The 14,098-nt window shown below is 69.6% G+C and carries 10 protein-coding genes and 1 CRISPR repeat array; of the genes, 8 read left to right on the top strand and 2 right to left on the bottom strand.

Annotated elements, in window-relative coordinates; translation table 11 throughout:
* Window positions 1-175: 175 nt before the first annotated feature.
* The gene (locus tag ACFC79_RS06480; RefSeq protein WP_376236017.1) at window positions 176-2,002 is read right to left on the bottom strand and encodes an acyl-CoA dehydrogenase; all 1,827 of its coding nucleotides are present in this window, start codon (window positions 2,000-2,002) and stop codon (window positions 176-178) included.
* A 172-nt stretch (window positions 2,003-2,174) separates the two neighbouring features.
* Between ACFC79_RS06480 and ACFC79_RS06475 the strand changes: the two genes are divergently transcribed.
* The 3 genes from ACFC79_RS06475 (at window position 2,175) to ACFC79_RS06465 (ending at window position 4,946) form a co-directional block, all read left to right on the top strand.
* On the top strand, window positions 2,175-2,615 hold the full coding sequence (locus ACFC79_RS06475) for an SseB family protein (RefSeq protein WP_148836880.1): 441 nt from the start codon (window positions 2,175-2,177) through the stop codon (window positions 2,613-2,615).
* Window positions 2,616-2,810: 195 nt separating this feature from the next.
* Window positions 2,811-3,767, top strand: a complete 957-nt coding sequence (locus tag ACFC79_RS06470) for a pirin family protein (protein WP_376236014.1) — start codon at window positions 2,811-2,813, stop codon at window positions 3,765-3,767.
* A 123-nt stretch (window positions 3,768-3,890) separates the two neighbouring features.
* Window positions 3,891-4,946, top strand: coding sequence for an AI-2E family transporter (locus ACFC79_RS06465; RefSeq protein WP_376236011.1), 1,056 nt, complete (start codon window positions 3,891-3,893; stop codon window positions 4,944-4,946).
* Between the two features lie 2 nt (window positions 4,947-4,948).
* On the opposite strand, the gene ACFC79_RS06460 is transcribed toward ACFC79_RS06465, so the two are convergent.
* Window positions 4,949-7,159, bottom strand: a complete 2,211-nt coding sequence (locus ACFC79_RS06460) for a SpoIIE family protein phosphatase (RefSeq protein ID WP_376236008.1) — start codon at window positions 7,157-7,159, stop codon at window positions 4,949-4,951.
* Window positions 7,160-7,385: 226 nt separating this feature from the next.
* Here ACFC79_RS06460 and aspS point away from each other — a divergent pair, with 226 nt between their 5' ends.
* From aspS to ACFC79_RS06435, 5 genes are all read left to right on the top strand, one after another.
* Window positions 7,386-9,188 (top strand): aspartate--tRNA ligase, encoded by a 1,803-nt coding sequence (gene aspS / locus ACFC79_RS06455; RefSeq protein WP_376236005.1) that lies wholly within the window; start codon window positions 7,386-7,388, stop codon window positions 9,186-9,188.
* A 576-nt stretch (window positions 9,189-9,764) separates the two neighbouring features.
* Window positions 9,765-9,935 carry a hypothetical protein gene (locus ACFC79_RS06450; protein ID WP_376236003.1) on the top strand — a complete coding sequence of 57 codons (171 nt, stop codon included), beginning with the start codon at window positions 9,765-9,767 and terminating at the stop codon, window positions 9,933-9,935.
* Between the two features lie 85 nt (window positions 9,936-10,020).
* Window positions 10,021-10,173, top strand: coding sequence for a hypothetical protein (locus ACFC79_RS06445; RefSeq protein ID WP_376236714.1), 153 nt, complete (start codon window positions 10,021-10,023; stop codon window positions 10,171-10,173).
* Window positions 10,174-10,935: 762 nt separating this feature from the next.
* A CRISPR array of direct repeats spans window positions 10,936-12,062; the repeat unit is 29 nt; unit sequence GGGACCACCCCCGCACGCGCGGGGACCAT.
* Between the two features lie 469 nt (window positions 12,063-12,531).
* Window positions 12,532-13,374, top strand: a complete 843-nt coding sequence (locus ACFC79_RS06440; RefSeq protein ID WP_376236668.1) for a L,D-transpeptidase family protein — start codon at window positions 12,532-12,534, stop codon at window positions 13,372-13,374.
* Between the two features lie 110 nt (window positions 13,375-13,484).
* The gene (locus tag ACFC79_RS06435) at window positions 13,485-14,066 is read left to right on the top strand and encodes a Uma2 family endonuclease (RefSeq protein ID WP_376236000.1); all 582 of its coding nucleotides are present in this window, start codon (window positions 13,485-13,487) and stop codon (window positions 14,064-14,066) included.
* The last annotated feature ends 32 nt before the right edge of the window (window positions 14,067-14,098 follow it).

The raw sequence follows: 14,098 nt of genomic DNA, 5'->3' as shown, positions 1-14,098 counted from the left end.
ACGAGGCCGGAGCGGGGAGATTCCACCGTTGACCGAGGGCGCCTGTCGCGTTGATTCCGGCCACGAACCCGGGCGCGACCGGGTGGGAACGACGGCACCGCCACCCGGAAGCGCTTCCCGGGTGACGGTGCGTGTCGGCGGTGCGTGTCGGCGGTGTGCGCCGACGGCCGGCGGACTAGAACGCGGCCTCGTCCAGCTCCATCAGCGAGTTGTCGACGGACTCGGCGAGCGCCCGCTCGGTGGCGACGCCCGGCAGGACGTTCGCGGCGAAGAACTTCGCGGCGGCGATCTTGCCCTGGTAGAAGGCGACGTCCTTCGCGGACGCGGTAGGCAGCTTCTCGGCCGCGACGAGCGCGCCCCTGAGCAGCAGGTATCCGACCACGACGTCACCGGAGGCCATCAGCAGGCGGGTGGTGTTGAGGCCCACCTTGTAGATGTTCTTGACGTCCTCGCCGGTCGCGGTGAGGTCGGTGATCATCGTGCCGACGATCGCCTCCAGGTCCACGGCCGCCTTCGCGAGCGAGTCCAGCGCACCGGCCAGCTCCTCGTTGCCCTGGGCGCCGGTGAGGAACTTCTTGATCTCCTCGGACAGGGCGTTCAGCGAGGCGCCCTGGTCACGGACGATCTTCCGGAAGAAGAAGTCCTGGCCCTGGATCGCCGTGGTGCCCTCGTAGAGGGTGTCGATCTTGGCGTCGCGGATGTACTGCTCGATCGGGTACTCCTGGAGGTACCCGGAGCCGCCGAAGGTCTGGAGCGACTGGGCGAGCTGCTCGTACGACTTCTCGGAGCCGTAGCCCTTCACGATCGGGAGCAGCAGGTCGTTCAGGCCGTGCAGCGCCTTGGCGTCCTCGCCCGCGGCCTCCTTCTCCTGGATCGCGTCCTGGACGGTGGCGGTGTACAGCACGAGGGAGCGCATGCCCTCCGCGTACGCCTTCTGCGTCATGAGCGAGCGGCGCACGTCGGGGTGGTGCGTGATGGTGACCTTGGGGGCGGACTTGTCCATGAACTGCGACAGGTCGCTGCCCTGGACGCGCTCCTTGGCGTACTCCAGCGCGTTGAGGTAGCCGGTCGACAGGGTGGCGATCGCCTTCGTGCCGACCATCATGCGGGCGAACTCGATGATGCGGAACATCTGGCGGATGCCGTCGTGCTTGTCGCCGATCAGCCAGCCCTTGGCGGGGTGCTTGTCGCCGAAGGTCATCTCGCACGTGTTGGACGCCTTGAGGCCCATCTTGTGCTCGACGTTCGTCGCGTACACGCCGTTGCGCTCGCCCAGCTCGCCGGTGGTCCAGTCGAAGTGGTACTTGGGGACCAGGAAGAGCGAGAGGCCCTTGGTGCCGGGGCCGGCGCCCTCGGGGCGGGCCAGCACGTAATGGAGGATGTTCTCGGACATGTCGTGCTCGCCCGAGGTGATGAAGCGCTTCACGCCCTCGATGTGCCAGGAGCCGTCCTCCTGCTCGACGGCCTTCGTGCGGCCCGCGCCGACGTCCGATCCGGCGTCCGGCTCGGTCAGCACCATCGTCGAGCCCCACTGCTTCTCGACGGCGATCTCGGCGACCTTCTTCTGCGCCTCGTTGCCCTCCTCGAAGAGGATGCCGGCGAAGGCCGGGCCGGAGGAGTACATCCAGACAGCCGGGTTCGCACCGAGCAACAGCTCCGCGTAGCCCCAGATCAGCGAGCGCGGGGAGGTGGTGCCGCCGATCTCCTCGGGCAGGCCCAGGCGCCAGTACTCGGAGTCCATGAACGCCTGGTACGACTTCTTGAAGGTGTCCGGGACCGGCGCGGTGTTGGTCTCCGGGTCGAAGACCGGCGGGTTGCGGTCGGCGTCGGCGAAGGAGTCGGCCAGCTCGTTCTCCGCGAGGCGGGTGATCTCGTCGAGGATGCTCTTCGCCGTCTCGACGTCCATCTCGGCGAACGGACCGGTGCCGTACGTCTTGTCGCGACCGAGCACCTCGAAGAGGTTGAACTCGATGTCGCGGAGATTCGACTTGTAGTGCCCCATGGAAGGCTCCGTAATCAATAGCAGTGGCACGCAACGCCCCGGGCGCGGGGTGCGGGCCGGGCGGGCGACGAGCTGGCGGTGCGGATATCAGCTGACCTCTCCGATGATGCTACCCGCCAGTAATAAGACGCAACCCCTCAAGGGTCTGATGTGTCCGATTACTCTTTGCTGCATGTACGGCTACGACCAGAACCCGGGCGCGCAGCAGCAGATGGGCGGCGGCTACGGCGAGCAGCCGCTGTATCCCGAGCCCTCGCCGCCGTCCCTGGGGGACGCGGTACGCGCCTTCACGACCGGCTCGCTGTCCGCCGAGGACTTCCAGCAGATCTTCGCGACGTCGAAGGTCTACTGCCCGCGCGGCGACAATCCGGGGTTTCTCGCGCTGCACAACACGCAGCAGCCGGTGATCCCCATGTTCACCACGCTCAAGGAGCTGCGGCGGTACGCGGGCAAGGAGTCCAAGTACTTCGTGATCACCGGGGCCGAGGTGATCGACCTGCTGCCGACCGGCTACGGCTTCGTGCTCGACATGGAGGGCGAGCACCGCATGGTCTTCGACGCCAAGGCCGTGGAGCAGATGGTCGACTTCGCGATGCGCCGCATGTACGGCTGATGCGCCGCATGTGCGGCTGATCTCCCACGTTCCCGCTGTTCTTTCCGCTGCTCCGCCGAGGGCCCGCATCGTCCGATGCGGGCCCTCGGCGTTGTCGCCGTCGGCCCGGCGGGGCGCTGCGGGAATGAAGGGCGCCTTGCAGGATGTTCAGCATTCAACTAAATTGAGTGCAGAACAACATCCGGAGGTGGCGCCATGCCCGCAGTAACCGTCGACAACCCGCTGACCCTGCCCAAGGTCGCCGCGTCCGGCGACGCGGTGGCCCGTCCCGTGCTCGCCGTCACCACGGCACCGAGTGGGTTCGAGGGCGAGGGATTCCCGGTTCGCCGCGCGTTCGCCGGGATCAACTACAAGTACCTCGACCCGTTCATCATGATGGACCAGATGGGCGAGGTGGAGTATCAGCCCGGGGAGCCGAAGGGGACCCCGTGGCACCCGCACCGGGGCTTCGAGACCGTCACGTACATCATCGACGGGATCTTCGACCACCACGACTCCAACGGCGGTGGCGGCACCATCACCAACGGCGACACCCAGTGGATGACTGCCGGGAGCGGTCTCCTCCACATCGAGGCCCCGCCGGAGTCCCTCGTGATGTCGGGCGGCCTCTTCCACGGCCTCCAGCTCTGGGTGAACCTGCCCAGGGCGGACAAGATGATGGCGCCCCGGTACCAGGACATCCGCGGTGGCCAGGTCCAGCTCCTCACGTCCCCGGACGGCGGCGCGCTGCTCCGTGTCATCGCCGGTGAGCTCGACGGTCACGAGGGCCCCGGCATCACCCACACCCCCATCACGATGATCCACGCCACCCTGCGTCCCGGTGCCGAGGTGACCCTGCCGTGGCGCGAGGACTTCAACGGGCTCGCGTACGTACTCGCCGGGCGCGGCAGCGTCGGCGCGGAGAACCGCCCCGTCCACATGGGGCAGACGGCGGTCTTCGGCGCCGGTTCCTCGCTGACCGTCCGCGCGGACGAGAAGCAGGACGGCAACGCTCCGGACCTGGAGGTCGTGCTGCTCGGCGGTCGCCCGATCCGGGAGCCGATGGCGCACTACGGGCCGTTCGTCATGAACAGCCAGGCCGAACTGAAGCAGGCATTCGAGGACTTCCAGGCCGGCCGGCTCGGCACGGTGCCCGCCGTCCACGGCATGTGACGACCGGCGCCGGCCGAAGCGGTGCCCGAAGCTGCGCCCGAAACGACGCCCTGATGTGACAGTCCGTCACCCATACGGCTGCGCGCGCGGGACACGGCACGCGCACCGTGGTCGGGTGGGAGGGTGCAGACTCCCAAGCCCCTCCTGCCCGACGGTGCGCGGCGCACGGCCGCCTGGTGCGGTGTCGTCCTCCTCGTCACCGGAGTCGCCGCGGTCGCCATCTGGCTGTGCGTCGTGCTCAAGACGGCCGTCACGCCCGTACTGCTGGCTCTGCTGGGCACGGCCCTGCTCGGCCCGGTCCACCGCCGGCTGACGCAGCACGGCATGAACCGTTCCGTGGCCGCGGTACTCACCTGCGCCCTGCTCGTCGTGGTGGTCGGCGGCGCCGGATACATCGTCGTCACCGCACTCGTCGACAACGGCGAGCAGATCATCCGCTCGCTGAAGCACACCGGGCAGTGGCTCGTCGACCACTTCGGTATCGCCAAGCACACCGATGTGGACAGCCTCGTCACCAACGCCCGGAAACTCGCCGAGAAGTTCGGCGCGAGCGCCGCCGGCGGGCTCCTTACCGGGATCAGCCTGATCGGTTCGCTGATCGCGGCAAGTGTCCTGGCCCTGCTGCTCACCTTCTTCTTCCTGCGCGACTCCGACCGGGCGGCGGGCCTCGCCCACGCCATCGCCCCACGCGGAACGGGGGACCTGGTCGAGGCCATGGGGCGGCGGGCGTTCGAAGCCGTCGAGGGTTTCATGCGCGGCACCACGTTCATCGCGCTGATCGACGCGGTCTGCATCACCGTCGGCCTACTGATCCTGCGGGTGCCCGGCGCGGTCGGCCTGGGGGCGCTGGTCCTCGTCGGCGCCTACATCCCGTATCTCGGGGCGTTCATCTCCGGCGCGGTGGCGGTCCTCGTGGCACTCGCCGACCGGGGGTTCGTGATCGCGCTCTGGGCGCTGGGGGTCGTGGTCGCCGTGCAGCTCCTGGAGGGCCACATCCTGCAACCGGTGATCCAGAGCCGCACGGTCCAGATGCATCCGGCCGTGATCATGATCGCGCTCACCGCCGGGGCCTCCGTCGCGGGCCTGCTGGGCATGCTGCTCGCGGTGCCGGTCTGCGCGGCGGCCTTCGGGATTCTCGGCGAACTGCGCGGGAGGAACGCGGGCCCGGTCGGCGACTGAGGTCAGTCCCCGCGGTCTCCCCGTTCCGGTGCCTCTGGTGCCTCTGGTGTCCCTGGTGTCCCCGGTGTCCCCGCTCCGGGGATTCCGGTGCCCGATGTCCCCGTTCCCGCGGCCTCGTCCCCCGGCGCCTCCGCGTTCGACTCGTACAGCTCGAACCAGATCGATTTCCCCGCGCCCCGGGGGTCCACCCCCCACGCGTCGGCGAGCATCTCCATCAGCACCAGTCCCCGCCCGCTGGAGGCCATCTCCCCGGGGCGCCGCCGGTGCGGCAGTTCGTCGCTGCCGTCGGCGACCTCGACGCGGAGCCGCCGTTCACCGTGCTCCCCCGTCGCCTTGGCCACCAGCAGCGCGTCCCCGTCCGTGTGGACGAGGACATTGGTCGCCATCTCGGAGGTCATCAGCACCGCCGCGTCGACCTGTTCCGGATCCGCCCAGTCCCGCAGCAGCTCCCGCAACTGCTGCCGCGCCACCGAGATCTGCTCCGGCTCGGCCTGCGCGATGGTCAGCGTGGTGCGCCGTCCCACCAGCCCCTGCGGTGCTCCGCCGTCCCGTCGCAGCAGCAGTACGGCGATGTCGTCCTCCCGGCGGTCCGCAAGCGGTCCCGTCGTGTAGTGCGCGGTCGGCCCGTGCACGGCCTGGACGAGGGCGTCCGCAAGCTTCTCCAAGTCGTCCGTCTGCTGTTCCAGGATCGGTCGCAGCCGGATCCAGCCGGTCGCCATGTCGTGGCCGCCGGTCTCGATCAGCCCGTCCGTGCAGAGCATGATCGTCTCCCCGGGGCCCAGCGTGAGCCGGCTCGTCGGGTAGTCGGTGTCCGCCTCGACGCCGAGCGGCAGCCCGCCCTCGGTCTGACGGATCATCGCCGTCCCGTCGGCCGTCACCACGACCGGGTCGGGGTGGCCGGCCCGTGCGATGTCGAGGACACCGGTCTCCGGATCGGCCTCCGCGTACAGGCAGGTGGCGAAGCGCGGTCCGGTCTCCTCCCCGTCCTCGTACGCGTCGGTGAGCCCGATGAGGAACCGGGACGCGCGGGAGAGCACCGCGTCCGGCCGGTGCCCCTCGGCCGCGTACGCGCGCAGGGCGATCCGCAACTGCCCCATCAGTCCCGCCGCGCGCACATCATGGCCCTGGACATCGCCGATGACGAGGGCGATCCGGCCGTTGGGGAGCGGGATCATGTCGTACCAGTCGCCCCCGACCTGGAGTCCGCCACCGGTCGGGACGTAGCGGGCGGCGACGGTCATGCCCGGGACGGCGGGCCCGAGGGACGGCATCATCGAGCGCTGGAGCCCCAGCGACAGTTCCCGTTCGGTCTCGGCGATCCCGGCGCGGGCCAGCGCCTGGGCGAGCATCCGCGCGACCGTGGTCAGGACCGACCGCTCCTCCGCGGAGAACGACACCGGGTGACGGAACGCCGCCAGCCAGGCGCCCGTCGTCCGCCCCGCCACCGTCAGTGGAAGGAAGGCCCAGGACTGGCGCGCGAACGGGCCGGCGAGCGGCCAGGTGGTCGGGTAGCGCCGCCGGTACTCCTCGGGCGAGGGCAGGTAGATCGCCCGGCCCGTACGTATGACCTCGGCGGCCGGGTAGTCGGCGTCCAGCCGTATCTCGTTGAACGGGGCCTCGTCGCCCGCCTTGTGCCCGTGGTGCCCGGTGATCGACAGCCGGTCGCCCGCGATGCCGAAGACCGCCAGGCCGTCCGGGGAGAACCCGGGCATGGACAGCGAGGCGGCGACGCGCAGCACCTCCTCGGTCGACCGGGCCTCGGCCAGCGCACGCCCCGCGTCCAGCAGGAACGCCTCGCGGGAACGGCGCCAGTCCCCGGTGATGGTGGTGTGCGCCCCGGCGGTGCCCGGCTGCGGCTCGGCGACCTCCTGAAGGGTGCCGACCAGCGAGTAGTCCATGCCGCCCGGCTCCTGCGGCGGCAACAGCTTGGCCCGGCTGCGCACGGTGCGCAGCACCCGCCCCTGCGGGTCCACGATGCGCAGCCGCGCCTCGGCGAGGGTGCCCTCGGCGAGCGCGAGGCTCACCACTCCGTATATCTCGTTCCAGTCGACCGGGTGGAATCGGGAACGCACCGCCGACTCGCGGAGGACACCGGCCGCCGGGGGCAGCTCCAGCAGCCGGGCCGCCTCCGCGTCGAGCGTCACGGTCCCGGCTCCGTTGTCCCAGTGCCACAGACCGGTCGCGGTCGCGGCAAGGACATCGTCGGTGCGCATTGTCCCACTTTAGGAATATCCGAACCGAGAACGCCAGTGTGGTCGGCCACCCGGTGGCGCCCGGTTCCGGTGGAGGTCGGGGGTGGGGCGCGCTCCGGCCCGGACGCGGTCCGTCGACCCGTTCCGGATGATCTTGAAATGGCAATGTCAATGAAGAGGTGCGGGCGCGGGCGGTAGCCTTGGGTGGTTGAATCCACCCCGAACCGCGAAGACTGGATGAACGACGATGCATCGGTACAGGTCACACACCTGCGGCGAGCTCCGCGCCTCTGACGTCGACACCGACGTCCGGCTGAGCGGCTGGCTGCACAATCGCCGAGACCTGGGCGGCATCCTCTTCATCGATCTGCGCGATCACTACGGTCTGGTGCAGCTCGTCGCCCGCCCCGGCACCCCTGCCAACGAGGCCCTGGCGAAGCTCACCAAGGAGACCGTCGTACGGATCGACGGCAAGGTCTCCGCGCGCGGCGCCGACAACGTCAACCCGGAGCTCCCGACCGGCGAGATCGAGATCGAGGTGTCCGAGGTCGAGGTGCTGGGCGAGGCCGCGCCGCTGCCCTTCACGATCAACACCGAGGACGGGGTCAACGAGGAGCGTCGTCTGGAGTACCGCTTCCTCGACCTGCGCCGCGAGCGCATGCACCGCAACATCATGCTGCGCTCGGCCGTCATCGCCTCCATCCGCTCCAAGATGGTGGCCCTCGGCTTCAACGAGATGGCGACCCCGATCCTCACCGCGACCTCCCCCGAGGGCGCCCGTGACTTCGTCGTCCCGTCCCGCCTGAACCCGGGCAAGTTCTACGCCCTGCCGCAGGCCCCGCAGCAGTTCAAGCAGCTGCTGATGATCTCCGGCTTCGACCGCTACTTCCAGATCGCTCCGTGCTTCCGCGACGAGGACGCCCGCGCCGACCGCTCGCCGGGCGAGTTCTACCAGCTCGATGTCGAGATGTCGTTCGTCGAGCAGGAGGACGTCTTCCAGCCGATCGAGAAGCTGATGACCGAGCTCTTCGAGGAGTTCGGCAACGGCCGCCACGTCACCTCGCCGTTCCCGCGCATCCCGTTCCGCGAGTCGATGCTGAAGTACGGCAACGACAAGCCGGACCTGCGCGCCAAGCTGGAACTCGTCGACATCTCCGACATCTTCGCCGACTCGGAGTTCAAGGCGTTCGCCGGCAAGCACGTCCGTGCCCTCCCGGTCCCGGACACCGCGGGTCAGTCCCGGAAGTTCTTCGACGGCCTCGGCGACTACGCCGTCCAGCACGGTGCCAAGGGCCTGGCCTGGGTCCGCGTCGGCGAGGACGGGGCACTGGCCGGCCCGATCGCCAAGTTCCTCACCGAGAACGACGTCAAGACGCTCACCGAGCGCCTCTCCCTCGTCCCCGGCCACGCCGTCTTCTTCGGCGCGGGCGAGTTCGACGAGGTCTCCAAGATCATGTCCGTCGTCCGCGTCGAGGCCGCCAAGCGCGCCGGCCACTTCGAGGAGGACGTCTTCCGGTTCTGCTGGATCGTCGACTTCCCGATGTACGAGAAGGACGAGGACACCGGCAAGATCGACTTCTCCCACAACCCCTTCTCGATGCCGCAGGGCGGCATGAAGGACCTGGAGGAGAAGGACCCGCTGGACATCCTCGCCTGGCAGTACGACATCGTCTGCAACGGCATCGAGCTGTCCTCGGGCGCCATCCGCAACCACGAGCCCGACGTCATGCTCAAGGCGTTCGAGATCGCGGGTTACGACCGCGAGACCGTCGAGCACGAGTTCGCGGGCATGCTGCGCGCCTTCCGCCTCGGCGCCCCGCCGCACGGTGGCATCGCCCCGGGCGTCGACCGCATTGTGATGCTCCTCGCGGACGAGCCCAACATCCGCGAGACGATCGCCTTCCCGCTCAACGGAAACGCCCAGGACCTGATGATGGGTGCCCCGACGGAGCTGGACGAGTCCCGCCTGCGCGAGCTGAACATCCAGCTCCGCAAGCCTGCCGCATCGGCGAAGGACGCGGCGTCGGCGAAGGACAAGGCGGAGAAGTAGCCTGCCTACTGTGAGCCCAGTGATCGCTGGGCTCACGGCTCCGGGCGTTTCAGGTTCCACGTGAAACAGCTCCCGGCCGGACTCCTCCGGCCGGGAGCTGTTCGCTGTCATGCCGCGTGTGTGGCGGGCGACGGATGGCCCTCGCGTGCGGGGATACGCAGGACAACGGGGTGTAACTCACGCCGTGGCACAGTGAGACCGAGCGAGATACGTCCGGATTGGAAGTGGCACGCTCACCGAGAGCGTCTCTGCTCTTTGGGTTGGATCACCATGGCATACACGCTTCCCATCACGAGAAGCAATCCCAGTATGCCGATCCCGAGGAATGAAAGGATTTCGCCGACCCCTGCCGCATCGGAGATTCCGAATACCGTCCCCATCACACCCGCTGCGATCCCGATAAACCCCATAAGCAGGGTTCTGTGATTCCCGAGGAACCCACAGATCAAGAACTGTCTGGTTCGTCCGGACATACTCTGCATCCCCTTTCTTTTTTCGCCCTCTCGGCTCTTTTTTCGCCCTCTCGGCATCATCCCGGCGGCATCCGGCGCGATGTGGCCGCTGGAGACGTACACCGTGTTCGACGGTGAGCAGGTGGCGGTGGAACTCCTGACGGCGGCAATCACTATCACCGCGCCCTCCGAGGTGGCCCAGTATCTGGCCGCACATGAGGCGATGGGCGCGGCGGCGGTGCACGGCTCCGGGGCTTTGCGGCTGATTGCCGAGGCTTTCTCCGCACTCGCGTAGAAACGCGTAGAAAACCGGGTCGGCCTGCTGCGTTCTCGCCCCTACCGTCAGCAGTGTTGTGCACCGACCGCGACGGGGGCTGCCCGTGACGATGGTGATCAAGGTGTACGAGGTGGACCGGTATGGCCGGACGCGTGTCGTCCGGCCGAAGGCCGAGGTGGTTCCGGCCGAGACGGTGGAGCCGTCGACCGAGTTCCCGGCCTGCCGGTGCGACCAGCGCGAGGGTGGGCAGCGGTGAGTGTGCGCCCCGTCCGCCCGGTGCCGGACTCGGAGGTGACGGAGACCGGCTGGAGACCGGCTGGAGACCGGCTGGTGTGACTGGCACCAGGGCCCGTCCGGGACTGCGGCGCTGATCGAGATCGTTGAGCAGGGCTCGGGCCCCGGAGCCGCCCTGTACGCGTGCGACGGATGCCGCGAGCAGCGCCGCCTGGTCCTGTACGAGGAGCAGCCGTGATGGGGCCGAGGCCCGCCCGGGAGGGGCTTGCGCCCGCATGTCGGACCGGGGAGCACGGGGAGTGCCCGGGGCCGGGTGTCACACGGCGGGCGGGGGCCCGGAGTGGGAGGCGCCCATCGAGGTGGGGCGGTGCGCCTGTCCCTGTCACCGGCCCAAATGACACCGCCGCCAACAACCCGACCGAACGGGAGGTCGTATGCAGTGTCCCCGGTGCGGAAGGCAGATGAGCCAGAACGTCGGTGGCTGGTAGACGTGTTGGAGCTGCGGCAACACCGCGCCCGGACGCTGGGCCGGAGAGATCGGTGGACTGGCCTCGGTGCGGCGGACGACTGCGCACGTCCCGAGGAGACGCGTATCGGTGCACGCGGTGTCCGTACGAGATCAACGCTGACGCCTGGCATGTCCACCAGGGGCTGTTGGCCGGCCTCGACGCCGACGAGGCGGCGTTCTTCGACCAGTTGAGGCGGCGCACGGCGCACCTGCGGGCGCTGGAACCTGCTTGGCACAGACCTGTCCCGGCAACTTGCGGTGGCTCCTTCGCGCGTCCTATCGGGTCCCGCACGCGCGGGGACCATGACGCGCTCTTCGATGGCGAGGACGCCGCCGAGGGACCACCCCCGCACGCGCGGGGACCATCCACGCCTCGGTCGGGCGTACTTCGTAGCCCAGGGACCACCCCCGCACGCGCGGGGACCATGCAGGCCCTCCAGCGGCTCGTGAAGTTCTACGGGGACCACCCCCGCACGCGCGGGGACCATTCCAGGTCAGACCTGCGCACGCGGAGCTGACCGGGACCACCCCCGCACGCGCGGGGACCATCGGACGCGGTCGGCGTCGGACGGCATGAGCATGGGACCACCCCCGCACGCGCGGGGACCATTGGGCCCCGCCCCGCCAGTGCACCACCGCCGTGGGACCACCCCCGCACGCGCGGGGACCATACGCTACGGCGACCGAGCCACAGCGCGGCCGAGGGACCACCCCCGCACGCGCGGGGACCATGAGGACCGGGACCCGGATGGAGATCACGGCTGGGGACCACCCCCGCACGCGCGGGGACCATCCTCGGCGCGCTGGGGGTCACGTGCGGGCATCGGGACCACCCCCGCACGCGCGGGGACCATCCCAGCCAGTACCCGGCCCCGGCCGCCCCCGCGGGACCACCCCCGCACGCGCGGGGACCATGTGCGACCCGTTCGCCGCCTGACAATCGCCAAGGGACCACCCCCGCACGCGCGGGGACCATGAGGTTCCACGCGCGGGCGACGGCGCCGGGCGGGGACCACCCCCGCACGCGCGGGGACCATAAGGGCTTCAGCGAGGTCTTCACCAGCGGCGCGGGACCACCCCCGCACGCGCGGGGACCATCTCGTCGTCGTTGAGCCGCACCGAGATGGTGTGGGACCACCCCCGCACGCGCGGGGACCATGGAGCTTCGAGCGCAGCTCGTCCTGGGAGATCGGGACCACCCCCGCACGCGCGGGGACCATATGACGTCCGGGGCGGTGCGGGGCCGCAGCGAGGGACCACCCCCGCACGCGCGGGGACCATGGTTGCACTCCCGGGTTGCGCCCCGGTTGCGGGGGACCACCCCCGCACGCGCGGGGACCATAGCCGGTAGAGCATCTGGAAGGGCACCATCGAGGGACCACCCCCGCACGCGCGGGGACCATACTTCCTGACCTGCGGGTTTATCTCAGGGAAGAGCTGTTTTTACTTACTTCTTCGGATCGCGACATTAGGGGCATATCGCTCACTCTCGTGTGGCCCGGAGGCTGTGCCTCGGGCTGGTGGCCGCTGTGCGTCGGTGACGAAGTTATGGGAAAGCAAGGTTACTTGGCGGGGGTTCGCTCGTATGGCGCGGCGGACCGGCGTGCCGGGTGGAAGAGGGGTGGGGCTCGGGAGCGGGGGTGCGTACCGCCGTATGGCCCTGGTGCGGATTCGCGGTCTCGTGGCTCGGCGTTAACTGGGGTCGAAAGGGGCAAACGTGACGGCGAGTCGTTCTGTCGTCTCCGCATGCCCTCCGAACGATCCGAACGTTCACGTTGATCCGAACGCTCCCGACGACCCGAGCGCCCCGAAGGCTCCAACGCCCCGAGCGCCCCGCAGCCGACCCCATCGCTGAGGAGAGAGTCCGTGTCCGTGTCCCATACGTCGGCCGTCCGGCGTCGTCCCCCGTATGCCGTTCGGGCCGGTACCTGTGTTGCCGCGATCGTGTTGCTCGCGGCCTGCGGTGATTCGGCCGGTACCGACGCGGACACCGCCGGCGGCTCACCCCGAAAACCGTCGGCGGCCGCGTCCTCCGCCGCGCCCCGGACGGGGCACCGGCAGGCGGACGGGCCACCCGGGCGGGCCGCCGCGTCGGCGCCCCGTGCCCCGGGCGCCCGGCCCGCCCGGATTCCCGGGCTGGGGTCACTGACCCGGGGCAGGATTCCGGCGGGCGCCCGGCAGGCTCTCGTCGTCACCGGTGACTCCTACGACTCCAGCCTGTCCACCGCCGTTCTCTACGCCCGCGACGATCCCACAAAGGGCTGGCGGGCGGTCACCCCCCGCTGGGAGGCCCACAACGGGCTGAACGGATGGGCCGACAAGCACTGGGAGAACGACCTGCGCACCCCGGTCGGGGTCTACGGGCTGACGGCGGCGGGCGGTCTGTTCGCGCCACCGAACACCGTGTTCCCCTACGAACGGGACCCCGCGTACTCCGTGAGTGGCGAGGGCTTCGACGGGGAACCCCTCGAAGGTTCCTTCGACTATGTCGTCGCGATCGACTACAACCGGACCCCCGGAGTCTCGCCGCTGGACCAGGAACGTCCGCTCGGCCAGGAACGAGGCGGCGGCATCTGGCTCCACGTGGACCACGGCGGACCGACGCAGGGCTGTGTCTCGCTCTCCGAGGGCCACATGCGGGAACTGCTGAGGCTCCTCGATCCGAGGAAGAACCCGGTGGTGGTGATGGGGGACGCCGAGTGGCTGGAAGGGTGACCGGAGGGGGATCGGAGCGGTGACCGGAGGCGTGGTGAACCGGAGCCGGGTCCGGGTCCGGGCGTGGGCCCGTACGCTGGGGCCAGTCCGGTTTCTCCCAGGAGGGAGTGATGACCGTGGTTGAGGAGAATGTGCTGACCCAGGAGGTCTTCGAGGACCTCGCCCGCCACGCCATACGCGCCGAGGAAGCGCTGCGTCTGGAGTTCGTGAACGGGAAACTGGGGGTCAAGGCTTTGCCGGACGGGGATCACGGGCGGATCATCGAGTGGTTGACGCGTCTGTGCATGCAGGCCGACCCGGCTCGTTGGCTCTATCCCGAGCAGGGGCTCCGCATCGAGACGTACCGCAAGGGCAACGCGCGCCCGGACGGCGCGCTCGCCCGCAGCGGCGCCTTCGTCGGCCAGGGCGAGTGGGCCAGCCCCGACGATGTCCTGATGGTCGTTGAGGTCACCTCCTACGACGAGGACACCGACCGACGGGACCGGGTGGAGAAGCCGCGCGCGTACGCCGAGACCGGGATTCCCGTCTACCTGCTGATCGACCGGGACACCTGTGAGGTCAAGGTGCACTCACAGCCCGACGGGGTGCGGTACGAACAGGTGGTGACGGTGCCGTACGGGAAGACCGTCGAACTGCCGGACCCGGTGGGCATCGAGCTGGACACCGAGCCGCTGAAGAACTGGGTCCGCTGACCGACGGACAGCGAAGCACGGACAGCGAAGCA

The organism is Streptomyces sp. NPDC056061, assembly GCF_042266885.1.
GTDB lineage: Bacteria > Actinomycetota > Actinomycetes > Streptomycetales > Streptomycetaceae > Streptomyces.
This window is presented reverse-complemented; position numbering and strand designations above follow the sequence as displayed.

Excerpts from the sequence above, each read along its gene's own strand:
- ACFC79_RS06480 (WP_376236017.1), bottom strand. The coding sequence starts at position 2,002 with ATGGGGCACTACAAGTCGAATCTCCGCGACATCGAGTTCAACCTCTTC.
- ACFC79_RS06475 (WP_148836880.1), top strand. The coding sequence starts at position 2,175 with ATGTACGGCTACGACCAGAACCCGGGCGCGCAGCAGCAGATGGGCGGC.
- ACFC79_RS06470 (WP_376236014.1), top strand. The coding sequence starts at position 2,811 with ATGCCCGCAGTAACCGTCGACAACCCGCTGACCCTGCCCAAGGTCGCC.
- ACFC79_RS06460 (WP_376236008.1), bottom strand. The coding sequence starts at position 7,159 with ATGCGCACCGACGATGTCCTTGCCGCGACCGCGACCGGTCTGTGGCAC.
- aspS (WP_376236005.1), top strand. The coding sequence starts at position 7,386 with ATGCATCGGTACAGGTCACACACCTGCGGCGAGCTCCGCGCCTCTGAC.
- ACFC79_RS06435 (WP_376236000.1), top strand. The coding sequence starts at position 13,485 with ATGACCGTGGTTGAGGAGAATGTGCTGACCCAGGAGGTCTTCGAGGAC.